The sequence below is a fragment of the Brevundimonas denitrificans genome, assembly GCF_030160755.1.
Lineage (GTDB): Bacteria > Pseudomonadota > Alphaproteobacteria > Caulobacterales > Caulobacteraceae > Brevundimonas > Brevundimonas denitrificans.
The window spans coordinates 1-25,780 of sequence record NZ_BSOY01000042.1; the positions used below are offsets into that span (position 1 = coordinate 1).

General features: G+C 69.2%; 24 protein-coding genes, 1 tRNA gene and 1 pseudogene. 16 read left to right on the plus strand and 10 right to left on the minus strand.

What is annotated here, in order from left to right; translation table 11 throughout:
• From QQJ79_RS09855 to QQJ79_RS09875, 5 genes are all read left to right on the plus strand, one after another.
• Positions 1-315: hypothetical protein (locus QQJ79_RS09855; RefSeq protein ID WP_284222757.1), on the plus strand; the 315-nt coding region annotated here is incomplete at its 5' end.
• The gene (locus QQJ79_RS09860; RefSeq protein WP_284222758.1) at positions 312-803 is read left to right on the plus strand and encodes a type II secretion system protein M; all 492 of its coding nucleotides are present in this window, start codon (positions 312-314) and stop codon (positions 801-803) included. The genes QQJ79_RS09855 and QQJ79_RS09860, both read left to right, overlap by 4 nt.
• An 86-nt stretch (positions 804-889) precedes the next feature.
• A complete protein-coding gene (locus QQJ79_RS09865) occupies positions 890-1,549 on the plus strand; it encodes a hypothetical protein (RefSeq protein WP_284222759.1) in 660 nt (219 codons plus the stop codon).
• A gap of 73 nt (positions 1,550-1,622) precedes the next feature.
• On the plus strand, positions 1,623-3,752 hold the full coding sequence (locus tag QQJ79_RS09870) for a response regulator (RefSeq protein WP_284222760.1): 2,130 nt from the start codon (positions 1,623-1,625) through the stop codon (positions 3,750-3,752).
• A gap of 90 nt (positions 3,753-3,842) precedes the next feature.
• Complete coding sequence (locus QQJ79_RS09875) at positions 3,843-4,388, plus strand: hypothetical protein (protein ID WP_284222761.1); 546 nt, start codon at positions 3,843-3,845, stop codon at positions 4,386-4,388.
• Positions 4,389-4,499: 111 nt separating this feature from the next.
• Here QQJ79_RS09875 and QQJ79_RS09880 read toward each other — a convergent pair whose 3' ends face one another.
• The gene (locus QQJ79_RS09880; protein WP_284222762.1) at positions 4,500-5,021 is read right to left on the minus strand and encodes a hypothetical protein; all 522 of its coding nucleotides are present in this window, start codon (positions 5,019-5,021) and stop codon (positions 4,500-4,502) included.
• A 350-nt stretch (positions 5,022-5,371) separates the two neighbouring features.
• On the opposite strand from QQJ79_RS09880, the gene QQJ79_RS09885 reads away from it, so the two are divergent.
• The 3 genes from QQJ79_RS09885 (at position 5,372) to QQJ79_RS09895 (ending at position 8,463) form a co-directional block, all read left to right on the plus strand.
• Positions 5,372-5,677, plus strand: a complete 306-nt coding sequence (locus QQJ79_RS09885) for an SCP2 sterol-binding domain-containing protein (protein WP_284222763.1) — start codon at positions 5,372-5,374, stop codon at positions 5,675-5,677.
• 74 nt (positions 5,678-5,751) lie between these two features.
• Complete coding sequence (locus tag QQJ79_RS09890) at positions 5,752-6,960, plus strand: acyl-CoA dehydrogenase family protein (protein ID WP_284222764.1); 1,209 nt, start codon at positions 5,752-5,754, stop codon at positions 6,958-6,960.
• Between the two features lie 225 nt (positions 6,961-7,185).
• A complete protein-coding gene (locus QQJ79_RS09895) occupies positions 7,186-8,463 on the plus strand; it encodes a Xaa-Pro dipeptidase (protein ID WP_284222765.1) in 1,278 nt (425 codons plus the stop codon).
• Between the two features lie 4 nt (positions 8,464-8,467).
• Here QQJ79_RS09895 and alr read toward each other — a convergent pair whose 3' ends face one another.
• From alr to QQJ79_RS09910, 3 genes are all read right to left on the minus strand, one after another.
• Positions 8,468-9,505, minus strand: coding sequence for an alanine racemase (alr, locus tag QQJ79_RS09900; RefSeq protein WP_284222766.1), 1,038 nt, complete (start codon positions 9,503-9,505; stop codon positions 8,468-8,470).
• 46 nt (positions 9,506-9,551) lie between these two features.
• Positions 9,552-10,634: an ABC transporter ATP-binding protein gene (locus QQJ79_RS09905; protein ID WP_284222767.1), complete on the minus strand. Its 1,083-nt coding sequence runs from the start codon at positions 10,632-10,634 to the stop codon at positions 9,552-9,554.
• 124 nt (positions 10,635-10,758) lie between these two features.
• Positions 10,759-12,963, minus strand: coding sequence for a DEAD/DEAH box helicase (locus tag QQJ79_RS09910; RefSeq protein ID WP_284222768.1), 2,205 nt, complete (start codon positions 12,961-12,963; stop codon positions 10,759-10,761).
• A gap of 195 nt (positions 12,964-13,158) precedes the next feature.
• Here QQJ79_RS09910 and QQJ79_RS09915 point away from each other — a divergent pair, with 195 nt between their 5' ends.
• Both QQJ79_RS09915 and QQJ79_RS09920 read left to right on the plus strand, forming a co-directional pair.
• Positions 13,159-13,509, plus strand: a complete 351-nt coding sequence (locus tag QQJ79_RS09915; protein ID WP_284222769.1) for a hypothetical protein — start codon at positions 13,159-13,161, stop codon at positions 13,507-13,509.
• Between the two features lie 157 nt (positions 13,510-13,666).
• Positions 13,667-14,083: a pilus assembly protein TadG-related protein gene (locus QQJ79_RS09920; RefSeq protein ID WP_284222770.1), complete on the plus strand. Its 417-nt coding sequence runs from the start codon at positions 13,667-13,669 to the stop codon at positions 14,081-14,083.
• 67 nt (positions 14,084-14,150) lie between these two features.
• Here the strand turns inward: QQJ79_RS09920 and QQJ79_RS09925 are convergent.
• Positions 14,151-14,225, minus strand: a tRNA-Val gene (locus tag QQJ79_RS09925).
• A 52-nt stretch (positions 14,226-14,277) separates the two neighbouring features.
• A complete protein-coding gene (locus QQJ79_RS09930; protein ID WP_431307591.1) occupies positions 14,278-15,006 on the minus strand; it encodes an HAD hydrolase-like protein in 729 nt (242 codons plus the stop codon).
• A gap of 66 nt (positions 15,007-15,072) precedes the next feature.
• Here QQJ79_RS09930 and glmU point away from each other — a divergent pair, with 66 nt between their 5' ends.
• A complete protein-coding gene (glmU, locus tag QQJ79_RS09935) occupies positions 15,073-16,437 on the plus strand; it encodes a bifunctional UDP-N-acetylglucosamine diphosphorylase/glucosamine-1-phosphate N-acetyltransferase GlmU (RefSeq protein WP_284222772.1) in 1,365 nt (454 codons plus the stop codon).
• On the plus strand, positions 16,434-17,120 hold the full coding sequence (gene rpiA / locus QQJ79_RS09940) for a ribose-5-phosphate isomerase RpiA (protein ID WP_284222773.1): 687 nt from the start codon (positions 16,434-16,436) through the stop codon (positions 17,118-17,120). Before glmU ends, rpiA begins: the two co-directional genes overlap by 4 nt.
• Positions 17,121-17,127: 7 nt before the next feature.
• Here the strand turns inward: rpiA and QQJ79_RS09945 are convergent, their stop codons facing one another.
• Positions 17,128-18,075 (minus strand): hypothetical protein, encoded by a 948-nt coding sequence (locus QQJ79_RS09945; protein WP_284222774.1) that lies wholly within the window; start codon positions 18,073-18,075, stop codon positions 17,128-17,130.
• Positions 18,076-18,297: 222 nt separating this feature from the next.
• Between QQJ79_RS09945 and gor the strand changes: the two genes are divergently transcribed.
• The 4 genes from gor (at position 18,298) to QQJ79_RS09965 (ending at position 22,713) form a co-directional block, all read left to right on the plus strand.
• The gene (gene gor, locus QQJ79_RS09950; RefSeq protein WP_431307592.1) at positions 18,298-19,683 is read left to right on the plus strand and encodes a glutathione-disulfide reductase; all 1,386 of its coding nucleotides are present in this window, start codon (positions 18,298-18,300) and stop codon (positions 19,681-19,683) included.
• Between the two features lie 55 nt (positions 19,684-19,738).
• Entirely contained in the window at positions 19,739-21,112 is a 1,374-nt protein-coding gene (locus QQJ79_RS09955; RefSeq protein WP_284222776.1) for a class II 3-deoxy-7-phosphoheptulonate synthase, read from the plus strand.
• A 1-nt stretch (position 21,113) separates the two neighbouring features.
• Positions 21,114-21,710, plus strand: coding sequence for a prephenate dehydratase domain-containing protein (locus tag QQJ79_RS09960; protein WP_284222777.1), 597 nt, complete (start codon positions 21,114-21,116; stop codon positions 21,708-21,710).
• Between the two features lie 304 nt (positions 21,711-22,014).
• Positions 22,015-22,713 (plus strand): chorismate mutase, encoded by a 699-nt coding sequence (locus QQJ79_RS09965; protein WP_284222778.1) that lies wholly within the window; start codon positions 22,015-22,017, stop codon positions 22,711-22,713.
• An 18-nt stretch (positions 22,714-22,731) separates the two neighbouring features.
• On the opposite strand, the gene QQJ79_RS09970 is transcribed toward QQJ79_RS09965, so the two are convergent.
• The 3 genes and pseudogenes from QQJ79_RS09970 to QQJ79_RS09980 all read right to left on the minus strand — a co-directional run.
• Positions 22,732-23,523 carry a DsbA family protein gene (locus QQJ79_RS09970; protein ID WP_284222779.1) on the minus strand — a complete coding sequence of 264 codons (792 nt, stop codon included), beginning with the start codon at positions 23,521-23,523 and terminating at the stop codon, positions 22,732-22,734.
• A 21-nt stretch (positions 23,524-23,544) separates the two neighbouring features.
• The gene (locus tag QQJ79_RS09975; protein WP_284222780.1) at positions 23,545-24,954 is read right to left on the minus strand and encodes a M48 family metalloprotease; all 1,410 of its coding nucleotides are present in this window, start codon (positions 24,952-24,954) and stop codon (positions 23,545-23,547) included.
• 61 nt (positions 24,955-25,015) lie between these two features.
• Positions 25,016-25,780: pseudogene (locus QQJ79_RS09980) on the minus strand (ribonuclease E/G); the annotation flags it as partial.

Sequence of the window (25,780 nt, forward strand, 5' to 3'; positions counted from 1 at the left end):
CCCGATCTGGCCCGCGAAGCCGATCCGGTCGAGGCCCTGCGCCGGCGGGTCGCGGCGGCGCCGCCCCCGGGCGGAATCACGGCCGCCGCCGCCGCCCTGTTCGCCGTCGTCGAGGGGGTCGAGGGGGCGGAGCTCGACATTCTGATCGCCGACCCGGACGACGGGATGAAGGCCACGATCAGTCATCCGGCGCATGGCGACATGACCGTGATCCGGCGCTCCATGAGCGACGCCGGCCTGGCCGTGACCGAGACCGGAACTCTCGAGGACGGCGGGCGCATCGTCAGCGACATCACCATCGGGGCCCGGCGATGAGGCGGCTGACGGACCGGCTGTATCCATGGTGGGAAGGGCGCACCCTGCGTGAGCAGAGGATGCTGGCCGTGATGGCGGCGCTCCTGGCGGCGGTGTTGGTCTGGCTGGCCGTCCTCCGTCCGATGCTGGGCTGGCGCGACCAGGCCGCGGCCGACAGGGCCGGGGCCGAGGCGGACCTGGCCCGTGTCCAGGCCGGGCTTCGGTTGATCGCCCCGGGCGCGGCGGCGCGGCCCGTGATCGAGGTCGAGGGCCTTGAACCGCTCGTCACCCGAACCGCCGGGGCGGCGGGCCTGGACGTGACCACGGGCATGGACGCCTCGGGCCGGCTGGCCTTCCGCATTCCCGCCGCCTCCACGGCGGCCCTGTTCGGCTGGATGTCCGCGCTCGAACGCGATCACGGGATCGTGGTCGTCAGTCTGGGCGTGGTCGAAAACACCGATGCGACCCTGCAGGTCGAAGGCGCCCTGTCGCGCCGGCCGGGCGGCTAGGGCCGACGGATCCGCCGACCGCTGTTCGTGAACCGGATCGGGTCTGGCGGGTTGCGCAGGAGACTCCGTTCCTGCTGGCGACCCGAATGCCCGAAGCTCCCTCCGACCTCGACCGGCTGAAACGACAGGCGCAGCGGTTCGCCGCCAACCTCAGACCGCATCACATCGCCGTGGTCGCCCTTTTTGCCGCGGTTGGCCTCGGGGTGGTGGCGGCGCGCACCATGGCTCTGCCGCAACCGCAGCCGATCGGTGACGGCGAGCGGATGCAGATAACGGTCGTGGCTCCCGTCGAGCCGGAGATCGCGCCCGGATCGGTGATGGAGGTCGGCGATCTGGTCGAAGGGTTTGAATACAGGCGACTTCCACCCGTCCGGACCGAGCCTGTCGCCTGGGAGTCTTATGACGAGGACTTCGGCGAGCCGGGACCGGGGCCGGAGCTGCGGCCGGCGCCGCGGCGCTATGTCGACGACGCCAGGGTCGCTGCGCCGCCTCCGCCTGAAGCGCCCGCTGAAGGCTGGCGGGACACCCGGGCGGCGCGCTGGTTCGGCTTCGACGCGCCGGATCGGGACTATCGCGCCGAACGCGAGGCCCGCCGCGCCCGGATCGATGCCCGGATGGAGCGCGAGCGCGAACGGCGCGAGGTGCGTTGGTACCGGTCTGACGGAGAACCCGTGAACGAGGACGGCCGGGATGACCGTCGGCCGCGGGACGAAGGTCCCGGGGACTCCGACGACCTCCGGGGCTGATCCGCGCACGCGCGTTCACCGCTCCCCAATCAATTTGTGACAATCGTTACAGTCCACGCAGAAGGGCGGGGCGATGACGGTTTTCGGCGTTCGGTGGCGGATGTACCGCAAGGGCGAGCCCCGCAGGGGCTGGCGCGACGCCGCCGTCCTGTTCGCCGTCTATGCCCTGACCCTGTGCGCGGGCGTGGTCTGGTCGCGGTCGGTCGACAATTCCACCGTCTTCTGGGCCGCCAACGGCGTCCTGGCCGCGGGTCTGCTGCTTCTGAGGCCGCGCCTGGGGTGGGCCTTCGTCGCCGCCTGCATCTCGCTGAATCTGGCGGTGAATGTGGTCAGCGGCCTGCCGGCCAACCTGAACCTGGCCTTCACCGCCCTGAACCTCGGCTTCTCGGTCGTCATCGCCTTTCTGGTCCGCACCTTCTGCGGCGCCGCGCTCGACCTCGGGCGGCTGCGGCGGTTCCTGCCCTTCGTGGCCCTGGTCGGGGCGGCGGCCGTCGCGGAGGGTATGATCGGCGCGGCCTTCACCTCGCCGACCTATACGCAGTGGTCGATCATCTGGCCGCGCTGGGCGGCGTGCGACGGGGTCGGGATGGTCCTGGCCCTGCCGGCGGTCCTGCTGATGATGCGGCGGATCAATCCTCTCTATTCGGGCGCGGCCGGACCTGTCGAACGCGCCGCCCTGCTGATCGGCCTCGGCGCGCTGACGGCGGGGACCTTCGCCTGGTCGGGGGCGCCGCTGATCCTGCTGATCTATCCCGCCGTGCTGTTCGCGGCCTTCCGCCTGGGCGCCGCCTGGGCGTTTCTGTCGGTCGGCGTCGTGGCCCAGATCGCCACGGTGCAGACGCTCGCCGACCGGGGGCCGATCGCCCTGTTCGACACCACGGCGCAGTTCACCCAGGTGGGGCTGCTGCATCTGTTTCTCGTCAGCATCCTGCTGACCGCCACTCTCGCCACGAGCGCCCTGGCCGAGCGGATGCGGACCGAACAGCGGGCCCGCCGCAAGGAGGCTTCGGCCGCCGCCGTCCGCGCCCGCAGCGAACAGACCCTCGCCACCCGCGAGCGCTTTCTGGCCGTGGTCAGCCACGAGATCCGCACGCCGCTGAACGGGGTCGCGGGGTTCGCTGGAGCCCTGGCCGCCCGCACCGACCTTGATCCCGAGGCCCGCCGTCAGGCCGAGGCCATTGCAGCCTCGGCGGCGGTGCTGACCGCCCTGATCGAGGACATCCTCGACTTCTCGCGCCTGGAACAGGGCCGTCTGGAGCTCGAGCCCGCGCCCATGGACATCGGGCCGGTGATCGCAGAGGCGGTCGAACGGTTCCGCTTCCCGGCATCCGGCAAGGGGCTGGATCTGTCGTTCCGCCAGACGGGAGATGCCGCGTCGGCCTACAGCGTCGACGCGCGGCGGCTGCGTCAGGTCGTGGCGGGGCTGATCGACAATGCGGTCAAGTTCACCGACGCCGGTTCGGTCCGCGTGTCTGCCGTGGTGACGCCGGGCGAGGGCGGGTGCGACCGGCTGGAGGTCGAGGTCGAGGACAGCGGCCCCGGCGTTCCGGAGTCGCGTCGCGGCGAACTGTTTCAGCCCTTCGCCCAGATGGACGCCGGCCTGGCCCGGCGGCAGTCCGGCGCCGGGCTCGGCCTGGCCATGTGCCATTCGATCGTCGCCCTGATGGGCGGCGATTTGACCTATCAGCCCGCGGCAGGCGGCGGCTCGGTGTTCCGGTTCGCGCTGCACCTGTCCCGCGCCGAGGCGCCGGCGGAGACGTCGGAGGTCATCGATCCGGGCGAGCGGGCTCCCCGGATCCTCGTCGTCGACGACCATCCGACCAACCGCGAGGTGGCCCGGCTGATCCTGACCGCCTACGGCTGTGACGTGTTCGAGGCGGATGACGGGGCGACGGCGGTCGCCGCCGCGGGGGGCGCCGCCTTTGACGCCATCCTGATGGACGTGCGCATGCCCGGCATGGACGGACTGGACGCCACGCGCGCGATCCGCGCCTCGGGCGGGCCGTCCGCCGCGGCGCCGATCCTGGCGGTCACCGCCGACGTCATGCGCGACGACGTCGAACGCTGCCGCGCCTCGGGCATGAACGGCCACGTGCCCAAGCCGATCAATCCGGCGCGGCTGATGACGGCCCTGATGACGGTTCTGGACGGCGGAGAGGCCTTTCCCGTTCCCGCCCACGTCCCGGCGGCCGTCGCCGCCTGACCGCCCGCCAGGGGACTTGCGGAACGGGGATACATGACGTCCGTTCGGGAGTATGGTGTACGGGTCTGCCGTTAGACGTCGGATTGGGTCATGATTTCTCTTCTGCTCGCGATCGGCCTCAGCCAGGTCCCTGACGCCCCTTCGGTCTCGCCGGACCCGCAGGAGGCGCGAGCAACCCTGCAATCCTGCGAGACGACGCCGCAGGGCTGGGTCTGCAACTATCAGATGCCCGCGGTGATCCTGCGGCCGTCCGCGCCGGGATCGGTTGTCATGACCGATCCGCCGGCCATCTCCGTTCCCGTGCCGCCGACGGTGCCGACCCTGGCCCCGCCGGTCGAGATCAACACGGCGGAGGCGAACCGGCAGGCGCGGCTGATCGCGCGTTGCGCCGATGCCTCCTGGCTGTCCCTGTGTCTGCCGGATGACCGTCGCGAGGCCAGAGCCCTGCGCGACGCCGCCATCGTCAGGGCGGCGCTGAGGAGCGAGGTTTCCCGCCTGTTGAGCGAGAGCAGATGTGATGATGCCGTGCGTGCGGCCCTGGCCGGCGGCGACATGGCCCTGGCCTCGGAGGTGCGGAACAGGAATTTCTGTGCGCCCGGCCCGGCGACGGCTGAGGCTCCCCCCGACTCGAACTGACGGACCATCCGCTTCCAGATGCAAAAGAGGCCCGACGCCTTGCGGCGCGGGCCTCTCTTTTTGATCAAGGGCGGACCGACCGGACGGAGTCCGGCCGGTCCTTGTCCTGTATCAGCCGCGCTCGCCGTCGTAGCTGCCCGGCGCCGTGTTGGCGCCATGACTGACGGGTTCGCACTCGATAAGGCCTTCGCAGTCGGAGAAGTGGATTTCCGGCGGCTCGACGGTGACGTCGGACGGGCGGATGTGAACTTCAGGGGCGCGCAGATAAATCTGCGGGGCGCGAATACGGATGGGCGGAGCCTCGACATAGATCGGCGGGCCCTGGATATCGATGCGGCCCGACTCGATGGTGACCGGCCGACCGCGGATGCGGACACCCGGCCCGCCGGCGCGGACAACATGCCACGGCCTCGGGGTATTGTACCAATTCACCTCATAGTCGCACAGGCAGACGCCGTAGGCGTCGCGAGGGCCTCCGTCGCGGCACGGGGGCGGGGGATTGTCGCAGCAATAGGTGGGCGGAGGCGGCGGAGGAGGCGGCGGTCCGTAGCCCCGGTCCTGGGCGGCAGACGTTCCGGCGCTTGCGGCCAAGGCCAGCAGAGCGCCGACGGCGGCGATGACGATATGTTTCACTTGCAGCTCCCCAATCCAGTCGTCGACAAGGCCCTGAATAACCCCACAGCCAGGGACCGAAGTATCATCGTTATGGTAACCTTAACCGGTTGGCAAGGTGACGGTTCCTTCTGGATGGCCGGATTGTGGCGACTATCTCGCCTCTTGCCCCCGATGGGCGAACTATTCGCTTTCAGGGGGAAAAACTCGCCCCCTCGCCGCGTTATTTCGCCGCGAAATGCACCTCCCGCACCGAATGTCGCGCCAACTTGACCCCGCGTGACCTTGGCAGCCGCCCGGGCGCGGTCTAGGTCGATGGCTCAACCCGATCACCCGCCGACCGGGGATCGAGCTTTACGGGAGAAGCGCTCATGGCCGACCTGGCTCAAGTCACAGAACACATCCGCGGCGCCGTCGGCGACAACTCCGGTCTGGGCAAGACCGTGAAGATCGACCTTGGCGATGTCGGCAAGATTTTCATCGACGGCGCCTCGGTTCCGAACTCGGTGACCAATGAGGACAAGCCCGCCGACGCCACCGTCTCGATCAGCTGGGACGACTTCATGGCCCTGTCGAACGGCCAGCTGGATCCGATGATGGCTTTCATGCAGGGCAAGCTGAAGATCGCCGGCGACATGATGATCGCCCAGAAGCTGGCCCCGCTGCTGAAGCGGTAGGCGCGTGACGGCGAACTGATTTTCACGGCGCGGCTCCTTGCGGGGCCGCGCCGTTTTCGTATCGGAGCACGACCATGGAATTCCGGCACAGCGACAGGGCCCTGCACTGGCAGGAGCGGGTGAAGCGCTTCCTCGACGAACACGTCTTGCCGCGCGAGGCGGAATACCGCTCCCAGGTCCGCGAGAACCCCCGTCGCCAGCCGCCGGCCATGGAGGAGATGAAGGCGAAGGCGCGCGAGGCCGGCCTGTGGAACATGTTCCTGCCCGGCGATCACGGCGCGGGCCTGACCAACCTTGAATACGCGCCCCTGGCCGAGCTGATGGGCCGCCATCTGTGGTCGGCCGAGGTGTTCAACTGCAACGCCCCGGACACCGGCAATATGGAGGTGCTCCATATGTACGGGAACGCCGACCAGCAGGCAAAATGGCTCAAACCCCTGATGGCCGGCGAAATCCGCTCGGCCTTCCTGATGACCGAGCCCGAGGTGGCCTCTTCGGACGCCACCAACATCCAGACCCGCATCGTCCGCGACGGCGACCACTATGTGATCAACGGCCGCAAATGGTGGTCGACCAACATGGCCCACCCGAACGTCGCGGTGACCATCGTCATGGGCAAGACCGACCCCGACGCCTCGGTCCATACCCAGCAGTCCCAGATCATCGTTCCCGTCGACACGCCCGGCTTCCGCGTCGAGCGGATGCTGTCGGTGTTCGGCTATGACGAGCTGCCGATCGGCCATGCCGAGGTGGTGCTGGAGAATGTCCGCGTCCCGGTCGAGAACCTGATCGCCGGCGAGGGCCGGGGCTTCGAGATCGCCCAGGGCCGACTCGGGCCGGGCCGCATCCACCACTGCATGCGCGTCATCGGCATCGCCGAGCGGTCGCTGGAGCTGATGGTCCAGCGCCTGCTGTCGCGCACCGCCTTCCGCAAGTCGCTGGCCGAGCATTCGGTCTGGGAACAGCGGGTCGGCGAGGCCCGCACCAATATCGAGATGTGCCGCCTGCTGGTGCTCAAGGCCGCCTGGATGATGGACGAGGCGGGGGCCAAGAACGCCAAGTCCGAGATCGCCCAGATCAAGGTCGCGGCGCCGCGCATGGCGCTGCAGGTCATCGACGACGCGATCCAGGCCTTCGGCGGCGCCGGCGTCTCGGCCGACACCCCCCTGGCCGAGATGTACGCCATGGTCCGCACCCTCCGCATCGCCGACGGCCCCGACGAGGTCCACAACCGGACCGTGGCGCGGCTGGAGTATGCGAAGCACGGCGGCCGGGGCGGGTAGGCTTCACCCTCTCCCGATGGGAGAGGGCTTGAGCGCACGGCGGCGCAGCCGTCGTTCTTGCGCGAAAGGGTGTGGGTCGACCAGCCGGGGCGGCTTCGCCGCCTTATCCAGCCGACCCTCATCCGAGCGGCTTCGCCTCCCACCTTCTCCCAATGGGAGAAGGGTCCTTGGGTTGCCCAACCTGCGTCGCCATGCCAGCTTCGCCGCCGCTTCTGGAGACCCACCATGCTGAATCGTCTGGCCGCCGCCGTCGCGCTTGCGCTCGCGCTCGCGACGCCCGCCTTCGCTGACACCCTCGTCGTCACCGCGGCCCGCATGGTCGACGTCGAGCGCGGCCGCTATGTCGACAATCCTGTGGTGGTCGTGACCGACGGCCGGATCACGGCAGTGGGGACGGCCGTGCCGGCCGACCTGCCCGCCGACGCGCGCCGTCTCGACCTGCCGGGCCTGACGCTGCTGCCGGGCCTGATCGACATGCATGTTCACCTGGCCTCGACCCCCTATGTCTCCGGCTGGAACGAGCTCGACTACGCCGACGACTTCGGAACCGTCCTCCAGGTGGGCCATGCGCGCGCCAATCTGATGGCCGGCTTCACCACGGTGCGGAACCTGGGGGGACCCGACTTCGCCGACGTCGCCCTGCGTCAGGCGATCGACGGAGGCTTCGTCGAGGGACCGCGGGTCATCCCGGCCGGCGCCTCGTTCGGGGCCACCGGCGGCCATTGCGACGAGACCGGCCTGCCGCGTTCCTTCGCCCGCGCCAACCCCTTCAACACTGACGGCGTCGAGGCGGCCCGCCACGCCGTGCGCGAGGTGCGCAAATACGGGGCCCAGGTGATCAAGGTCTGCGCCACCGGCGGCGTCTTCTCGCGCAACACCGAGCCGGGCCAGCAGCAGATGACCCTGGCCGAACTGACCGCCGTGGCCGACGAGGCGCATATGTGGGGCCTCAGGGTCGCCGCCCACGCCCACGGCGCCTCGGGCATCCGCGACGCCATCCGCGCCGGGATCGACACCATTGAACACGCCTCGCTGATCGACGCCGAGGGCATTCGCCTGGCGGTCCAGCACGGGACCTGGCTGTCGATGGACATCTACAACACCGACTTCACCCAGGAGGCGGGGACGCAGTTCGGCACGACCCAGGACAATCTGCGCAAGGACCGTGAGATCGGCCAGCTGCAGCGCGACAATTTCCGCGCCGCCCACCGCGCCGGCGCCCGGATGGTGTTCGGCAGCGACGCGGCCATCTATCCGCACGGCCAGAACGCACGGCAGTTCGCGGTCATGGTCGAATACGGCATGACCCCGGCCGAGGCGATCCGCGCCGCCACCTGGAACGCCGCCCAGGCCCTCGGCCGCGAGCGCGACCTGGGGGCGATCGTGACGGGGCGCTACGGCGACCTGATCGCCGTGTCCGGCGATCCGCTGGCGGATGTGCGCATGCTGGAGACGGTGCCTGTGGTCATCAAGGGCGGGACGGTGGTGCGGGACGCGCGCTGAGGTCTCAGCCGACGTAGACCCGCGGGACCCGCGCATTGATCGCGCTGAGCAGCTCATAGCCGATGGTGCCGGCCGCCGCGCCCGCGTCGTCCAGCATCCGGTGGGCGCCGAACAGCTCGACCCGGTCGCCGACCGCGATGTCCAGCCCGGTCACATCGACGGCGCAGGCGTCCATCGACACCCGTCCGACGATCGGCCGCAGCTCACCGGCTGCGAAGACCCGCCCACGCGGACTGTAGCTGCGCAGGACGCCGTCGGCGTAGCCGGCCGCGCAGGTGGCGATCCGGGTCGGCGCCGACGCCATGAAGGTGCGCGAATAGCCGACCGTCTCCCCGGCGGGCACGTCCAGCACCTGAAGCACCTCGGCCGCCAGCGTGGCGACGGGCCGGATACGGGCGTCCGGTCGGCCTTCCGGACCGCCGCCGTAGAGGCAGATGCCGGGTCGGGTCGCGTCGAAGGCGTAGCCGGCGCCGAGAAAGACGCCGCCGGAATTGGCGAAAGACCGGAGCGCGCCCGGATAGCGCGCCGCCGCCGCGGCGAAGGCGTCCCTCTGGCGCGCATTCATGGGCTCGGCCGGATCGTCGGCGCAGGCGAGGTGGCTCAGCACCAGGTCCAGCCCCTCGAACGGCTCGGGCGCGGCCTCGGGCCGGAAGCCCAGGCGGTTCATGCCGGTGTCGATCTGGACGCCGCAGGCTCCGCCGCCGGCGGCCCGCCATTCCGCCAGCTGGGCGTCGGCGTTCAGGACCGGGCGAAGATCGGCGGCGCGCAGCCGGGCGGCCCGTCCGGTCAGGCAGCCGTCCAGCACATAGATGGCCGGCTCCGCGCCCAGGGCCGCGCGCAGCCGCTCGCCCTCGCTGGTCCGGGCCACGAAGAAGGTTCGCGCCCCCTCGGCCATCAGCCGTCGCGAACAGGCCGCGGCTCCGAGACCGTAGCTGTCGGCCTTGACCACCGGATGCACGGGGACGCCGCCGACCGCCTCCAGCGTGCGGAAGTTCGCGGCGAGGGCGTTCAGGTCGACGGTGAGCGTGGCCGGGGCGGGCATCGGGCCATCTAGAAGCGATGCGTTGTGCGATGCAACACGCCTTGGCCTACAGACGGGCGAAAGCCTCGCCGTCCGCGTCGAACAGATGCGCCTGATCCGCCGGAACCCGGAGGCTCAGCGTCTCGCCGGCCGAGGGCCGCACATCGCCGGGCAGCAGGACGGTCACCGGCGCCTCGCCCGCCGTCAGATAGGCGTAGGTGGCGTGCCCCAGGGTCTCGACGAAGACGACCCGGGCCGAGACCGCGTCGCCCTTGCCCGCGAGCGTCAGATGCTCGGGCCGGACGCCGAGCGTGACCTTGTCGCCGGGTCTGGCCCGGGCGGCGCTGACCGCGACCTTCAGACTTTCGCCCGCCGCGGTGCGCACTGTAGCGCCCTTCGCCGTCGCGGTGACGATCTCGGCGGGCAGCAGGTTCATCTTCGGGCTGCCGATGAACTCGGCCACGAACAGGTTGCGGGGCCGCTCATACAGCTCCATCGGCTTGCCGACCTGTTCGATCCGGCCGGCGTTCAGCACCACGATCCGGTCGGCCAGGGTCATGGCCTCGACCTGGTCATGGGTGACATAGACCATGGTGGTCTTCAGCCGCTCATGGAGGCTGGCGAACTCATAGCGCATGCGCACCCGCAGGGCGGCGTCGAGGTTGGACAGGGGCTCGTCGAACAGGAAGACCTGCGGCTCGCGCACGATGGCCCGGCCGATGGCGACCCGTTGCCTCTGGCCGCCGGACAGGGCCTTGGGTTTGCGGTCCAGATAGTCGGTGATGTTCAGCGTCTCGGCCGCGCCGCGCACCCGCCGGTCGATCTCGCCCTTGTCGGCCTTGGCCAGCTTCAGGCCGAACGCCATGTTCTCGTAGACGCTCATGTGCGGATAGAGGGCGTAGGACTGGAACACCATGGCGATGCCCCGGTCGGACGGCGACAGGTCGTTGACCGAGCGCCCGCCGATGGCGATGTCGCCGCCGGTCGCCTCTTCCAGACCCGCGATGGTGCGCAGCAGGGTGGACTTGCCGCAGCCGGACGGGCCGACGAAGACCACGAACTCGCCGTCGGCGATCTCGAGATCGACGCCTTTCAGAACCTGGGTGGTCCCGAAGCTCTTGGTCACGCCGGTCAGCCGGACGTCCGCCATGTTTTCCTGCCCGCAGCTTCTTGTTGGGCCCAGCACGCTTCGCGCGACTTGAGGCCGTGTTTTGCGGTCACCGTAAACGGTTACATCGCGCGATCAATCCTTCGCGCGCAGCAGAAAGGTCCGGTCAGCGCGGTCCCTTGGCCTTGTAAGGAGGCTTGGCGCCGGCGGGCTTGCCGCGAGCATCCTTGGCCGCCCACGGACGGTCGCCACCCTTGGGCTTGCCCTTCCATGGCCGGTCGCCGGCGGCGGCGGGGGCGGCTTCGGCGTCCGAACGCGGAGTCCAGGGCGTCTTGCCCTCAACCGGCGGCTTCTTCACCCACGGCTTCTTGCCGTCCGGCGTCGGATCGTTCGGCGTGCGCTTGACCCAGGGCTTCTTGCCCTCCGCGGCGGGCGCCGAAGCCTCGTCGCGTTTCACCCAAGGCTTCCTGTCGGCCTGCGGACGATCCTCGCGGGCCTTCCAGGCGGGCTTGTCGCCGGACTCCTCGCGCTTGACCCAGGGCTTCTTGCCCTCGGCAGCGGGAGCGGCGTCCTCACGCTTGACCCACGGCTTCTTCGCGCCCTCGGGGCGATCCTCGCGCGGCTTCCAGCCGGGCTTGTCGCCGCCTTCCTCGCGGGCCTTCCAGGGCTTGCGTTCGGGGCGGTCGCCGGTCGGACGGTCGCCCGCGGGCTTCTTGTCCCAGCGGCTGACGGGCTTCTCCGACGGACCCGGCTTGACCGCCGGGTCGATCTTGACGCCGTCCTCGAGGCCCAGGGCGATGGCGGCTTCGAACTTGGCCTGCATCTCCTGGGTGATCTCGAACTTGGTCTCGCGTTCGAAGATCTTGATCGCGCCGATGTCGCGCTTGGTCACGTGACCAAGGCGGCAGATGGTCGGCATCAGCCATTTCGGATCAGCGTTCTTGTCGCGGCCGATATTGATCCGGTACCAGACCATGTCGCCGCCGCGGGCGAAGTCCGTATAGGGGACGTCGGCCTGGCCCTTGTCGTTCTTGCCGGTCTCCTGCTGGCGCTTCATCCGGTCATCGTCATAGACGTCTTCCGGGGCCGGCAGCTTCTGCTGGTAAAGTCGGATCAGGGCGGCCGCGATCTGTTCGGGCGTGCTCTTCTCGAGAAGCTGTTTGCCGAGCGCCAGGACGGCCTCGTCCTCGACCGGGGCGATCAGCACCGGATCGGCCAGCATGCGGACATGGTCATTGGCCAGGATCATCTCGGCCGAGGGCGGACCCGACCATTCGGCCTTGATCGAGGCCGACTGCAGCATCAGTTCGACCTTGCGGCGGCGGGTGTAGCTGACCAGCAGGACGGAGACGCCCTTCTTGCCTGCGCGGCCCGTACGGCCCGAGCGGTGCAGCAGGCCGGCCTTGTTGACCGGGATCTCGGCGTGGATGACCAGCCCCAGATCGGGCAGGTCGAGGCCGCGCGCGGCGACGTCGGTGGCGACGCAGACGCGAGCGTGGCCGTCGCGCAAGGCCTGCAGCGCCTCGGAGCGTTGGCTCTGGGTCAGTTCGCCGGACAGGCCGACGACCGAGAAGCCGCGTTCGCGCAGGCTGGACGTCAGATGCTTCACCCGCTCGCGCGTATTGGCGAACACCAGGGCCCCGGGGGCCTCGAAATAACGCAGCACATTAACGACGGCGAGTTCGACCTCGTTCGGCGCGACGCGGATGGCCTTGTATTCGATGTCGGCGTGGGAGGCGTTGCCGGCGACCGTGTCGATCCGCAGCGCGTCCTTCTGATAGGTCTTGGCCAGTTGCACGATGTCGCGCGCCAGGGTGGCCGAGAACATCAGGGTGCGGCGCTCGGCCGGGGCGGTCTCGAGGATGAAGGTCAGGTCCTCGTGGAAGCCCATGTCCAGCATTTCGTCGGCCTCATCCAGCACGACGGCCTGCAGGGTCGTCAGGTCCAGCGAGCCGCGTTCGAGGTGGTCGCGCAGACGGCCCGGCGTGCCGACGACGATGTGGCAGCCGCGGTTCAGCGCCTGGCGCTCGACCTTGGGATCCATGCCGCCGACGCAGGAGACGATCCGCGCCCCGGTCTGGGCGTACAGCCACTGCAACTCGTTCGAGACCTGCAGGGCCAGTTCGCGGGTCGGGGCGATGACCAGGGCCACCGGCGCGCCGAACTCGGCGAATTTCTCGGCCTCGCCGAGCAGGGTGGGGGCGAGGGCCAGACCGAAGGCGACGGTCTTGCCCGAACCGGTCTGGGCCGAGACCAGCAGGTCGCGGCCCTGTTCGGCCTCCAGCACGGCGGATTGAACCGGCGTGGGCTCGGCATAGCCGCGTTCGGAAAGGGCGCGGTCAAGCGCGGGATGACTGGCGGGGAAGGGCATGGGGCGGTCCAATAGCACGATTCAGCGCGCGAACGGTCGGCGCGGAAGGCGGCGGACGGCGGCGTATGAGGGGAAATAACGGCGGAATGGTGAAAGCCGCCAAATTGAGGCTGCGCCCCTTACAGGACGTTCGACAGCTTTACCAATTGGAGAGCCTCGCGGCGGATACTGGACCGGAACACACAGGCATTCGCAATGTTCGTTCTACGCGCCGCAGGCTCAACGCTTCTGATCTACGCCCTGTTCAACGCCGCCTTCGGCCTGAACCGGCAGGAACTGCCGTGGTTGATCTCTGCCGTCCTGCTGACGATCGGCGGAATATCCTTGCTGGTGGCGCAACCGTGGTCGCGGATTGTGGTGCTGGCGTCCGCCGCCGCCGCCGCGGCGGTGGGGGCGATCAGCCAGTTCAGGACGGCCCAGGACGTCAACATCAGCCTGGAGTCCGCCACCGTGGCCTGGGCGCTGTGGTCGGCCCTCTGGCTGGCGACCGCCTATATCGGTTCGAAATACCTGTCCGACAAAGGCGTGGTCCTGCAGGAATTGTAGGAAGAACCATGCTCGCTGACACGGTCGATTAAGGCTCTTGCTGTAGGATGTGAGGTTCGTTCAAGCCCCTGCGGGCCATGCCGGCCCCATTGGAAATCGTTGTGAGCCGTTTCGCATTCAACCCGAACCGGGCCGTCCTCGTGCTGATGGTATCCCCATGACCGGGATCGAGCGGTTCCTGCGCGCATCGGGTGGATCGATCGCGCTGAAATTCGCCTTTGTCGGCCCGGCGGTCTTCCTGCTGGCCATTGGCGGGATCGACCTGATGGCCATCACTCGCTCGCAGGAGCGCCTGCAGACCATCGCCGACGGCGCAGCCGTCGCCGGCGCAGAGGCCCTGGACCCCGCTATGGACGCCGCCGCCGCGCGAATGCGCGCGGCCGCCTTCGTCGCCGCCGAGATGCGCCGGTGGCCGAACGCCCCGGCCTATGAAGCAAGATACGAGATTGTCGACCGGTCGGGTCGAAAGGCGCTGCGGGTCGTCCTGCGCGGACATCGCCCGTCCTTCCTCGCCAACATGCTGCCGCCCGGCGGCTGGCATCTGGTCGGCGACGCCAGCGCGACATCGGTCTGACGGTCCCGCACCTGCTGAAAATTGTGGAACGGCGCCTGAACCCTCGGCCGCCGGCGTCCGGCAGGAATGGTGGATGCGACAGGGATTGAACCTGTGACCCCCTCGGTGTGAACGAGGTGCTCTCCCGCTGAGCTACGCATCCGGCCGATTCAGGAGGCGGGGACATAGCCCGGTCGTCCGGGGCTGGCAAGCCGTCAGATGGCGGCGGCCTCCGGCGCCAGGGCCGCGGACTGCGTCGCCATCCGGTGCAGGGTCTCGACCGCCGCGATCAGTTCGGGAAAGCAGTCGATGACGATGTCGCCGCCCAGTTCGGCGAGGGGCGCGTCATTGTAGCCGAAGCCCGCCACCACACAGGGCACGCCGGCCGCCCGGGCGCTGCCCGTGTCGGTGGTGGCGTCGCCGACCATGACGGCCCGGGCCGGGTCGCCGCCCGCGAGTTGAACCGCTTCGCGCACATGGGCGCCGTCCGGCTTGCGGGCGCTCACGAGGTCAGGACCGGCGACCACCACGAAATGGCGCGCAAGACCGAGGGCGTCGATCAGGGCCACGGCAAGGTCGGTGCGCTTGTTGGTCGCGACACACAGAAGGGCGCCACGCGCCGCCAGATGATCCAGGGTCTCGACCACGCCATCGAACGCCTGGCTGTCGTCGGCGATGTGGGCGACATAGTCGTCGATGAATAGGTCGAACAGCTCGGGCTCGGCGACTTCGTCCCAGACGGCGCCGGCCTCGGCGAAGCCATGGCGCAGCAGGGCGCGCGCGCCATGGCCGACCAGATGGCGGGCGGACGACAGGGGTACGGGCGGATAGCCGCGCGGCGCCAGCATGCGATTCAGCGTGCCGATCAGGTCCGGGGCGGAGTCCACCAGCGTGCCGTCCAGGTCGAAGGCGATGGTCCAGCCCTCAAGATCGCGTATGCGCATGGACATCTCCCCCAGTCCGCCGGGATGGGCTAGACCGCTGGCGACGACTAACCGCCGGACCGATTCATGACCAGTACCTCCCACTCTTCCGGTCCGAGGGCCGCCATCATTCTAGCCGCCGGCCAGGGCACGCGGATGAAGTCGCCTCTGCCCAAGGTGCTGCACCCGGTCGGCGGCCGCGCCATGCTGGATCACGCCATCGACGCGGCCGAGGCGCTGGGCTGCGAGCGGATCATTGTCGTGGTCGGCGATCATTCGCCCGAGGTCCGCGCCCATGTGGTCAAGCGGCTGGGCGAGGCGGCGATCGCCGTGCAGGACCCGCCCATCGGCACCGGCCACGCCGTCCGCTGCGCCGAGGCGGCGCTGAAAGGCTTCACCGGTCAGGTGGTCGTCACCTATGGCGACGTGCCGCTGCTGAAGGCCGCCGACATCGAGCCGGTGTTCGCCTCGACGGACGGCGTCACGGTCATCGGGTTCGAGGCGCGCGATCCGGGCGCCTACGGTCGACTGGTCATGGAGGGGGACACGCTCGCGGCCATCACCGAAGCCAAGGAAGCGTCGCCGGAGGTGCTGGCGCTGACGGCCTGCAATTCCGGCGTCATGGCGGCGCCGGCCGCCCTGCTGTTCGAACTGCTGGCGGAGGTCCGGAACGACAACGCCAAGGGCGAATACTATCTGACCGACGTGGTCGAACTGGCCCGCCGCCGCGGCGAGCCCACTCGTGCTGTGTTCGCGGGAGAGGATGCGGTCATGGGGGTCAACGCCCAGGCCGAACTCGCGGTGGCCGAGGCCCTGTTCCAGACCGTGCAGCGCGAGACCTTCCTCGCCGCGGGCGTGACCATGCCGGCGCCCGAAACGGTGCATTTCTCGTTCGACACCGAGGTGGGCGGCGGGACGACCATCGAGCCCTATGTCGTGTTCGGCCCCGGTGCGAAGATCGCCGGCGGCGCCCGCATCCGCAGCTTCAGCCACATCGAGGGGGCGACGGTCGCGACCGGCGCCGAGGTCGGTCCCTACGCCCGGCTGCGCCCCGGCGCGGACCTGGGCGAGGGGGTCAAGGTGGGCAATTTCGTCGAGGTCAAGAACGTCCGCATGGACGCCGGGGCCAAGGCCAACCACCTGTCCTATCTGGGCGACGGCGTGGTCGGGGCGAAGGCCAACATCGGCGCGGGCACCATCTTCTGCAACTACGACGGCTTCTTCAAACATCGCACCATCGTGGGCGAGGGAGCCTTCGTGGGCTCTAACAGCTCGCTGGTGGCTCCGGTGACCATTGGCGCGGGCGCCATGGTCGGGTCGGGGTCGGTGGTCACCGCCGACGTGGCTCCGGGCGATCTGGCGCTGGCGCGCGGTGTTCAGACAGCCAAGTCCGGCTGGGCGGCGCGGTTCATGGAGACCATGCGGGCCAGGAAGGCGGCGAAGGCGAAATGAGCGCGGACGCCCAGAAACGCCACGCCGGCGAAGCGGCCGCCCTGCGGGTCGAGGCCGGCATGGTCGTGGGCCTGGGCACAGGTTCGACGGCGGCCTGGTTCGTCAAGGCGCTGGCGGCCCGGGGGCTGGAGGGCCTGCGCTGCGTGCCGACCTCGGAGGCCACCGCCGAGCTGGCGCGCGAACTGGGGCTGACCCTGTCGACGCTGGAGGACACGCCCCGCATCGACCTGACCGTCGACGGCGCCGACGAGGTCGGGCCGGGACTGGCCCTGATCAAGGGCGGCGGCGCGGCCCTGCTGCGCGAAAAGCTGGTGTGGGAGGCCTCGGCGCGCTGCCTCGTGATCGCCGACAAGGCCAAGGTCGTGCCGGTGCTGGGCGCCTTCGCCCTGCCGATCGAGGTCGTCGCCTTCGGTCACAAGACCACCGCCAACCGCATCGCCGATGTGCTGGCCGACCATGACATCGCCATGCCCGCGCGGGTGCGGATGGCCGAGCGGGGGCTGGTGCGCACGGACGGCGGCAATCTGATCTATGACGCCAAATGCGCCGCCATCCACGACCCGGTGCGGCTGGCGGATGACCTGAAGCTGATCACCGGCGTGGTCGAGCACGGCCTGTTCCTCGACCTCGCGGACGAGGCGATCATCGGCACGGACGACGGGTTCGATCTGCTGACGCCCTGAGGATGGGCTATTCGGCGGGGGCGGGCTCCTCGGCCTCGTCTTCCTCGCGCAGCCGGTCATGCGAACGGCGGATCGAGCCGGCGATCTCGTTGGTGTCGGCGCGCTCCCCCACATGGTTGCGTTCGGCGCTGTAGAGGCCATCGAGATAGGCCTTGTCCCAGTCCGTCAGACTGTCGCTGATTTCCGGAGCGTCAAACACATTGAGGATCGAGGCATAGCTGCTCGTGTCCGCGTTCGGGTCTATCTGCGCCAGCGACACCATGGCGATGTAGTCAGCCAGTTGAAGGACCGAGACGCCTGACACCTGATCGACATCGACGATGACGATCGCCCGGGTCAGGTTATCGACGATCTGGGTCGTCAGGCGGGACGCGGAGGCGACCGCGATCTGGGGGGCGTAGTCGGCGGCTCCGACGCAAGCGCCCGTGCATACGCCGGGAATCCGGACCGCGATGTCCCCCGTCTCTGAGTCGACCGGGATGGCCATCTGCCACCAGCGCACAGGACGGTCCGTCTCGACGAAGTCTCGCAGGGCCGCCCCGCCGCGATCCATCCCCGCGCCGCCCATGCGGAAGGCGCGGCGCCGTTCCTCGGTCAGTTTGCGCGCCAGGTCTCCGGCGTCGGCCGTCGCGATGACCAGGACGTTGGGCGTGCAGCCCGGCGCGCCGGCGGAGAGGCCCAGGTCCGTGGCGACGGTGGAAATCCGGTCGGACAGATACCGGGCGATCTCGCCCTCCAGATTCGCCACCCCGACACAGATGCGATCGTTCCAGCGCGCGAGACCGCGATTCCGGTTGGGCTCGGCGACCTCGCCGACGAAATCGCGGATCAGGCTGTCCAGCGAACGACCGGAGACGAGCACGTCTTCCAGCTGGACCGGGTCCTGGCTCACGGCGGGGGCGGGCGTCTGGGGCGGGGACAGAAGCAGCGCGCCCGCCAGGAACAGTTCAATCATGTTGCACGCCCTGAATTGATACTCTTGGGTCACTAAGAGGGCCGGGACAGACACGGTCAACGCGAAATGGCGCGGATCGACCTCTCAGCGGCGAATCGAGACCCGGACGACACGCCCGGACGACGCCTTATACGGGCGGGCTCGGCTATTCCGGCGCGAGGCGACTTGCCGGTCGGGGAGGGGATGGCTACCTGCCACGGCGAACCTTCCGGGAAATGCGCTGTGGCTGAGACCTACGACTACGACCTGTTCGTCATCGGCGCCGGTTCGGGCGGCGTGCGCGCGGCGCGGCTGACCGCCCTGGGCGGAAAGCGGGTGGCGATCGCCGAGGAACACCGGGTCGGCGGCACCTGCGTCATCCGCGGCTGCGTGCCCAAGAAATTCATGGTCATGGCCAGCGACTTCGCCCACCAGTTTCACACGGCGGAAGGCTACGGCTGGACCGTCGAGGCCAGTTTCGACTGGCCGAAATTCATGCAGGCCAAGGACGTAGAGATCGCACGTCTGTCGGGCATCTACGCCGCCAACCTGGGCAAGGCGGGGGTCGATCTGATCCACGGCCGGGCGGTGCTGAAGGACGCCCACACCGTCGAAATCCTCGGCAAGGACCAGACGATCACGGCCGAGCGGATCCTGATCGCCACGGGCGGGCGGCCCTGGGTTCCCGAGGGTCTGCCCGGGATCGAATACGCCATTACTTCGGAAGAAGCCTTTCACCTTCCGGAACTGCCGAAACGCATCCTGATCGCCGGCGGCGGCTATATCGCCGTGGAGTTCGCGGGGATATTCGCGGGCCTCGGGGTGGAAACCACCCTGATCTATCGCGGCCCCAACATTCTGCGCGGCTTCGACGACGACGTGAGGGCCCACCTCGCCGGCGAGATCGAGAAGCGGGGGATCAAGGTCATCCTGGGCTGCCAGCACGAGGCCATCGAGAAGACGGACACCGGCCTCATCAACGTGCTGGAGAACGGGATGAAGATCGAGACCGACGTCGTCATGTTCGCCACGGGCCGTGTGCCGCACGTCAAGACGCTGGGACTGGAGACAGCGGGCGTCGAGCTCAACGACGACGGGGCGATCAAGGTCGACGCGCTGTCGAAGACGACGGCGGACAACATCTGGGCCATCGGCGATGTCACCGACCGGATGAACCTGACTCCCGTGGCGATCCGCGAGGCGGTGGCCTTCCACGAGACGGTCTATCGCGGGAATCCGCAGGCTTTCGACTATGAGGCCGTGGCCAGCGCCGTGTTCAGCCAGCCGCCTGTCGGCACCGTGGGCCTGACCGAGAGCGAGGCGCGGCACAGCTGTCCCGGCGAGGTCGATGTCTATCTGACCCGGTTCCGGCCGATGAAATACGCCTTCACCGGCTCGGACGAGCGGGTTCTGATGAAGCTGGTCGTCGACGGGCAGAGCCAGAAGGTGGTCGGAGTCCACATCGTCGGCCCCGAGGCGCCGGAGATGATCCAGCTGGCCGCCATCGCCGTGAAGGCCGGTCTGACCAAGGCGCAGTGGGACGCCACCTGCGCGGTCCATCCCACCATGGCCGAGGAACTGGTGACGCTGAAAGACAAGCAGCAGCCCGGGAATATGTCGGCGGGCTGACTAACGCGACACCGCGTTCATTGTCCCGGGAGGGTCATCCGCCTATCTTGGCGGCATGAGTATGCGCTGGACCCCCGATAGCTGGAGACAAAAGCCCGTCGTGCAGATGCCGACGGACTATCCTGACATGGCCGCCCTCGGCCGCGTCGAGGACGAACTGCGGGCCCTGCCGCCGCTGGTCTTCGCCGGCGAGGCGCGACGGCTGACGGCCAAACTGGCCCAGGTCGAGGCCGGGGAGGCCTTCCTGCTGCAGGGCGGAGACTGCGCCGAGAGCTTCAAGGAATTTTCGACCGACAACATCCGCGACACCTTCCGCCTGATCCTGCAGATGGCGGTGGTCCTGACCTTTGCCGGCCGCAAGCCGGTGGTGAAGGTGGGCCGCATCGCCGGCCAGTTCGCCAAGCCGCGGTCGTCCTCGGTCGAGCAGATCGACGGCGTGGAGTTGCCCAGCTATCGCGGCGACATCATCAACGGCATGCCATTCACGCCGGAAGAGCGTCTGCCCGATCCGCAGCGGCTGCTGCGGGCCTATAACCAGTCGGCCTCGACCCTGAACCTGCTGCGCGCCTTCGCGGGCGGCGGCTATGCGGACCTCTACAACATCCACCGCTGGACGATGGGGTTCGCCGCCGACAGCGCCTACGGCCACAAATATCGCGAGCTGGCCGACAAGATCACCGAGGCCCTGGCCTTCATGGAGGCCGTCGGGGTCACGCCCGAGAGCCATCCAGACCTGAGCCGGGTCGAGGTCTTCACCAGCCATGAGGCCCTGCTGCTGAACCTTGAGAGCGCGCTGACACGCCTCGACGGCGCCACCGGCGAATGGTTCGACACCTCGGCCCACATGGTCTGGATCGGCGAACGCACCCGCCAGCTGGACGGCGCCCATATCGAGTTCGCGCGGGGCATCAGGAACCCGATCGGCCTGAAATGCGGACCGACGATGGAGCCCGACGACCTGCTGGCCCTGATCGACGTGTTGAACCCCGACAATACGCCGGGCCGGCTGACCCTGATCGGCCGCTTCGGCGTGGACAAGGTCGGCGACCGCCTGCCGCGCCTGATGAAGGCGGTGAAGGCCGCGGGCAAACGCGTGGTCTGGTCGATCGACCCGATGCACGGCAATACGCTGAAGGCGGGCAACGGCTACAAGACCCGGCCGTTCGAACGCATCCTCGGCGAGGTGAGGGGCTTCATCGATGTGGCCGAGGCCGAGGGCGTGCACCCCGGCGGCGTGCACCTTGAGATGACGGGCCAGAACGTCACCGAATGTCTGGGCGGGGCACAGGCCCTGACCGAGGACGACCTGTCGAGCCGCTATCACACCCATTGCGACCCGCGCCTGAACGCCGATCAGGCGCTGGAGCTGGCCTTCCTGGTCGCCGAGCGGCTGAAGGCCGGGCGGCGGGCGCAGTCGGAAGCGGCCTGAGGTGGAGAGCGTCGGCAGGCCCGAGGGCGACGACGCCGAGATTGAGGCCGGCGGCGGTCGCTGCGCCTATCAGGGCGCGCCGGGGGCTTTTAGCCACGAGGCCTGCATGGATTTGCGGCCTTGGGACGAGGCTGTCGCCTATGACTCCTTTGAGGCCGCAATCGCCGCGTTGAAGGCCGGCGACGTCGGTTGCGCCCTGATCCCGGTCGAGAACACCACCATCGGCCGGGTCGAGCCGGCGGCCTCACTGGTCGAGGCGGCGAATCTGAAAGTCGTCTCCGAGGTCTGGCGGCCCATTCGTCTGGCCCTGATGGCGCCGCCCGGCGCGAGCCTGCGCACGGTGAAGACGGCCGAGAGCCATCCGGTCGCCCTGCGCCAGTGTCCGGCCTCGCTGGCCGCACTCGGGATCACCCCTGTCGAGGCCTTTGACACCGCCGGCGCCGCGCGCGCGGTGGCCGAGGCCGGCGACGTCAGCCGCGCCGCCGTGGCCCCGGCGCGAGCCGCGGAAGTCTATGAATTGTCGATTTTGCGCAACGACATCCAGGATTCCGAAGACAACCGCACGCGTTTTGTCCTGCTGAGCGCCAGCACGGGTTGACGTCGCACGATCCGTGCGCCCTTTGGCATGCATGGTCCGCTCGCAAGCCATCGCTGCGACTGCATTCGCCCGCGTTTTCGCGGCCGCGGACCTGTATTTCTACGGCTTTCGATACGCCGGCTGAGGCGTCGGGGACATCGTCCTGACGGCCTCGCCGGCGACCGCCCCGCGACGGGGCGGCGGCTCGCAAAAACCCCCTTTGCCGTCCATCGAAATCGAAAGTCCTTTCACCGTGTCCATTTCCTGTACCAAGCCCGCCCTCCAGCAAGTCTGGCCCGCCGCGACCGATATCTCCCCGGAGCACATGGCGCTGGCCGCCCTGCGTCATGAGATCGACCAGATCGATGACGACCTGCTGGCCCTGTTCGAACGCCGCCTGGCGATCGCGGCCCGCGTCGGCCAGGCCAAGGACGCGCCCGCCGGACCCCATGTGAAGCTTCGGCCCGACCGCGAACAGGCCGTTCTGGCGCGCATGCTCGACCGCGCCCGCCCCGACAACCGCGAGGCGGTCGGGAGTCTCTGGCGGCAGATCGTCGGCTGGGGTCTGGCCCGTCAGGGCCGGATCAAGGTGCAGGTCTGGTCGCCGGTCGAGCCGACCCGGGCGTTCGACGGCGCGCGGCTGCGCTTCGGCGCGGCCGCCGACATGCGCGCCGTCCGCGATCCGCAGGCCGCCCTGGCCTGGGCCGCCGAGGGCCACGGCGTCGCGGTGCTGGCGGTCAATGCCGACGACGCCTGGTGGACGGGCCTGCGCCGCGAGTGGTCGATGCTGAGCGTGTTCGACGGGTTCGGCGGCGAGACTCCCACGGCGCTGGCGGTCGGCCGGATCGATCCGGCGGCGCTGCCGACCGGTCGGCGGGTCATTGTGGATGCCGGCGGAGACGCCGGCGACGGCGGCGGCATCCGCCGTCGGGGCCTGGCGACCCATCACGGATGGACCCTGTCCCTGACCGACGCGAACCTGCCGGTGGGCGGCGACGAAGGCTGCGTCGGCGCGATCGGCTGACCTGACAGCGCCTCCGGGTCAGCCCGCCTTGGCGGCCCGGATGGCGCGGTCGATATCGGCGGGCTGGATGCTGGCCATCGCCCGACCGTTGATGAAGAAGGTCGGCGTACCCTGAAGGCCGAGGTTGGCCGCCGACATCTGGATGTCGGCCAGGCGCCGGGCGATCTCGGGACCGGCCATCGCCGTTCTGGCCGTTGGCAGGGCGACGCCGTTGGCGGCGAGGATTCGGTCGACGGCGGCCTTGGTCAGCGCCGGCTCGGCCATCAGCCCCCGGAACACCGGCAGGTATTTGCCCTGCTGGTGTGCGGCCTGGGCCGCGCGGGCGGCGTAGTGCGAGGTGTCGTCGGTCCCGCGGTCCAGGATGGGCCAGTCCTTGAACACGAACCGGACATCCGGGTGGGTCTGCATCAGACGCAGCACTTCGGGCGCGGTTGACTTGCAGCCCGGGCAGCGGAAGTCGAAGAACTCGACCACCGTCACGCGGGCATCGGCCGGGCCGAAAGCAGGGTCGCGCGCATCGATCGAGAGCAGGGAGGGATTCGCGGCGATTCGCGCCGTCATTTCCTGTGCCTGCGCTTGCGTCTGGGCGATCTGGGCCTGCTGGGCCTTTTCTTCCAGCTTGAGGCTGACCTCCTGCAGGATTTCCGGGTTCTCCAGCAGATAGGAGCGGACCCGGCCATCGAAGTCGCGGCCGGTCGCATAGGGAGCGACAGCGAGCACGAGGGCGATGACGGACACTGCCAGGGCGGCCATATTGGCGCGCGGCCCCGACAGGAAGCCGCCGCGGGGTGTCTCGGACGTCTCGGTCATGCAGTTTCTCGGTGCGAAGGCTCAGCCGGCGGGGATGACGCCGCCGCGGTCCCGGCGGTTGTTGCGGCGGTCGACCTCGTCGACGTCCTGCTGGGTCGCGCCCGAGGCGAAGACAATGTCCATGGCCCGCGTCCACTCAGCCGTGCCGGGCTCCAGCATGTCGCGGGCGCGCAGGGCGAACTGGGTGGCCTGCACCTCGGCGCCGCCGGCGAAATACATTTCAGCCGAGGCCAGCCGCGCCTCGCCCTCCCGGCCCTGGCTGGCATAGGCCTGGCTCAGCAGCCGCCAGCCCATGGTGTTGTCATTTTCCAGCGCCGTGGCCCGCTTCAGCTCGGCGATGGCCTGGTCCAGCCTGGCCGGGTCGTGGGTCTCGATCAGGGCGTGGGCCAGATTGATGCGCAGCAGGGGCGCGTCGGGCCGCAGTTCGACCGAGCGTTGGTGCGCCCCGATGGCCTCGGCGGGCCGACCCTCCTCGAACAGGATCTGGCCCCTGAGCTCCCAGAAATAAGGGTTTTCAGGTTGTTCGGACAGAAGGGCGTCGACGGCTGTCAGGGCCCTTTCCGTCTGGCCATCGCGATACCAGGCGATCGAACGCGCATAACGGCCGGGCAGGGAGACGTCGCTTTCGGGATAGTCGCGCAGCGTCTGGTTCGGCTCGTCCATGAAGGCGTGGATCTTGGCCAGGATGAGGGCGTGCTGGGCGACCCGTTCAGGACTGTCCGAACGATCATAGTTGGACTGTTCCGCGACGAAGCGGCGCAGGTTTTCGATCCGGTCGGACGAGAGAGGGTGGCTGCGGAAATAGGGGTAGCGGCGCGCGTCGGAGAAGACTTCCTGTGAGCGGAAATTCTCGAAGAAGCTGACCAGTCCGCGGCCGGATTCGCCGGCGTTCTCGAGGGCGCGGGCGCCGGTGTTGTCGGCTTCGCCTTCCTGATGGGTCATGTAGCGCAGGGCGCTGAGGGTGCCGAAATACTGGCTGTTGCCCAGCAGCACCGCGCCGGCCTGGGGCGCGCCGGCCGCGATGGCGAGGGCGCCGAGGGCCATGGTCATGAGCATGGGCTGCATGCCGGCGCCCTGGGCCCCGTCCCGCAGGGTGTGGCGGTTCTTGATATGCCCGGCCTCGTGGGCCAGCACGCCGAGCAGTTCGTTGGCGGTTCGCGTCCTCAGAATCAGGCCGGTGTTCACCCCCATGATCCGGCCGCGGGTCGCGAACGCGTTCAGATCGTTCTCGTTGATCAGCAGGATCTCGACCTCGGTCGGTTCCAGCCCCATGGCGACGAGGACGGGGTCGGCCCACTCATGAATGATGCCCTCGATCTCGGTGTCGCGGATCGCATTCTGGGCCGAGGCCGGCGAGGCCGCCGCCAGCACAAGGCCCATGGCGGCGACGACGCCCGTTGCGCGGAAGGCGGTGCGGGACAACCAGTTCACGTCGAACTCCTCATACCCGGAACACCCCCCGCAACGATCCTCACTATCTAATCACGGCCATTCAGCGGCGCCACCATCCGCGCTTGGGCTTCTCGGGAGGGGCGACGATCTGGTTCGGGTCGTCCGCAATCAGGGCGGCGACGTCGATTTCGGGCTGCGGCGCCGGCGTCGGCGCGATCACGGCGGCGACTTCAGGCTCAGGCGCGGGCTCGATCTCGGCGGCGGCTTCAACCGGCGTGACGTCCAGCACGGCGGGTTCGGCTGCGGGCTCGATTTCGTTGGGCTCGACGTCGGAGGTCGGTTCCGCAGCCGACTCGGTCGTTGCGGAGGCCGAGACCTTGCGGCGCACGCGGCGACGCTTGGGTTCCTCGGCGAGGGCGACCGGGGCCGTATCAGCGGCCTCGTCAATGACCACAGCCATCGGCGTGTCGGGCGAGCCGTCGGGCGGCATGCCTTCGTTGGTGGCGCGGGTCTCGACCTTGACCTCGTGAGTCAGGCCCTGCTCGCTGCCACGATCCCGGCCACGACCGCGACCCCGGCGGCGGCGCGAGCGCGGACCGCGTTCCCCGCCGATCTCGCCCTCGGGGCGTTCGCCGACGACTTCATCGACGTCCGTCGCCGATGTGGCGGCCACGGTCTCGCCGACAGGGGCCTCGGTCCGTTCCGGATTGATCGGGTCAAACCAGACATAGGGATCTTCAAGCGACGGGGTGCGGCCACGCACCCAGTTGAAGCCGTCGCGCTCGCCGCCTTCCTCGCGCACCCGGCGTCCGCCGCGGCGGCCCCGGCGGCGGCGGCGGCCGCTTTCGCTGTCGTCATCATCCTC

Excerpts from the sequence above, each read along its gene's own strand:
- QQJ79_RS09860 (WP_284222758.1), top strand. The coding sequence starts at position 312 with ATGAGGCGGCTGACGGACCGGCTGTATCCATGGTGGGAAGGGCGCACC.
- QQJ79_RS09865 (WP_284222759.1), top strand. The coding sequence starts at position 890 with ATGCCCGAAGCTCCCTCCGACCTCGACCGGCTGAAACGACAGGCGCAG.
- QQJ79_RS09870 (WP_284222760.1), top strand. The coding sequence starts at position 1,623 with ATGACGGTTTTCGGCGTTCGGTGGCGGATGTACCGCAAGGGCGAGCCC.
- QQJ79_RS09875 (WP_284222761.1), top strand. The coding sequence starts at position 3,843 with ATGATTTCTCTTCTGCTCGCGATCGGCCTCAGCCAGGTCCCTGACGCC.
- QQJ79_RS09885 (WP_284222763.1), top strand. The coding sequence starts at position 5,372 with ATGGCCGACCTGGCTCAAGTCACAGAACACATCCGCGGCGCCGTCGGC.
- QQJ79_RS09890 (WP_284222764.1), top strand. The coding sequence starts at position 5,752 with ATGGAATTCCGGCACAGCGACAGGGCCCTGCACTGGCAGGAGCGGGTG.
- QQJ79_RS09895 (WP_284222765.1), top strand. The coding sequence starts at position 7,186 with ATGCTGAATCGTCTGGCCGCCGCCGTCGCGCTTGCGCTCGCGCTCGCG.
- alr (WP_284222766.1), bottom strand. The coding sequence starts at position 9,505 with ATGCCCGCCCCGGCCACGCTCACCGTCGACCTGAACGCCCTCGCCGCG.
- QQJ79_RS09905 (WP_284222767.1), bottom strand. The coding sequence starts at position 10,634 with ATGGCGGACGTCCGGCTGACCGGCGTGACCAAGAGCTTCGGGACCACC.
- QQJ79_RS09910 (WP_284222768.1), bottom strand. The coding sequence starts at position 12,963 with ATGCCCTTCCCCGCCAGTCATCCCGCGCTTGACCGCGCCCTTTCCGAA.
- QQJ79_RS09915 (WP_284222769.1), top strand. The coding sequence starts at position 13,159 with ATGTTCGTTCTACGCGCCGCAGGCTCAACGCTTCTGATCTACGCCCTG.
- QQJ79_RS09920 (WP_284222770.1), top strand. The coding sequence starts at position 13,667 with ATGACCGGGATCGAGCGGTTCCTGCGCGCATCGGGTGGATCGATCGCG.
- QQJ79_RS09930 (WP_431307591.1), bottom strand. The coding sequence starts at position 15,006 with ATGCGCATACGCGATCTTGAGGGCTGGACCATCGCCTTCGACCTGGAC.
- glmU (WP_284222772.1), top strand. The coding sequence starts at position 15,073 with ATGACCAGTACCTCCCACTCTTCCGGTCCGAGGGCCGCCATCATTCTA.
- rpiA (WP_284222773.1), top strand. The coding sequence starts at position 16,434 with ATGAGCGCGGACGCCCAGAAACGCCACGCCGGCGAAGCGGCCGCCCTG.
- QQJ79_RS09945 (WP_284222774.1), bottom strand. The coding sequence starts at position 18,075 with ATGATTGAACTGTTCCTGGCGGGCGCGCTGCTTCTGTCCCCGCCCCAG.
- QQJ79_RS09955 (WP_284222776.1), top strand. The coding sequence starts at position 19,739 with ATGAGTATGCGCTGGACCCCCGATAGCTGGAGACAAAAGCCCGTCGTG.
- QQJ79_RS09965 (WP_284222778.1), top strand. The coding sequence starts at position 22,015 with ATGGCGCTGGCCGCCCTGCGTCATGAGATCGACCAGATCGATGACGAC.
- QQJ79_RS09970 (WP_284222779.1), bottom strand. The coding sequence starts at position 23,523 with ATGACCGAGACGTCCGAGACACCCCGCGGCGGCTTCCTGTCGGGGCCG.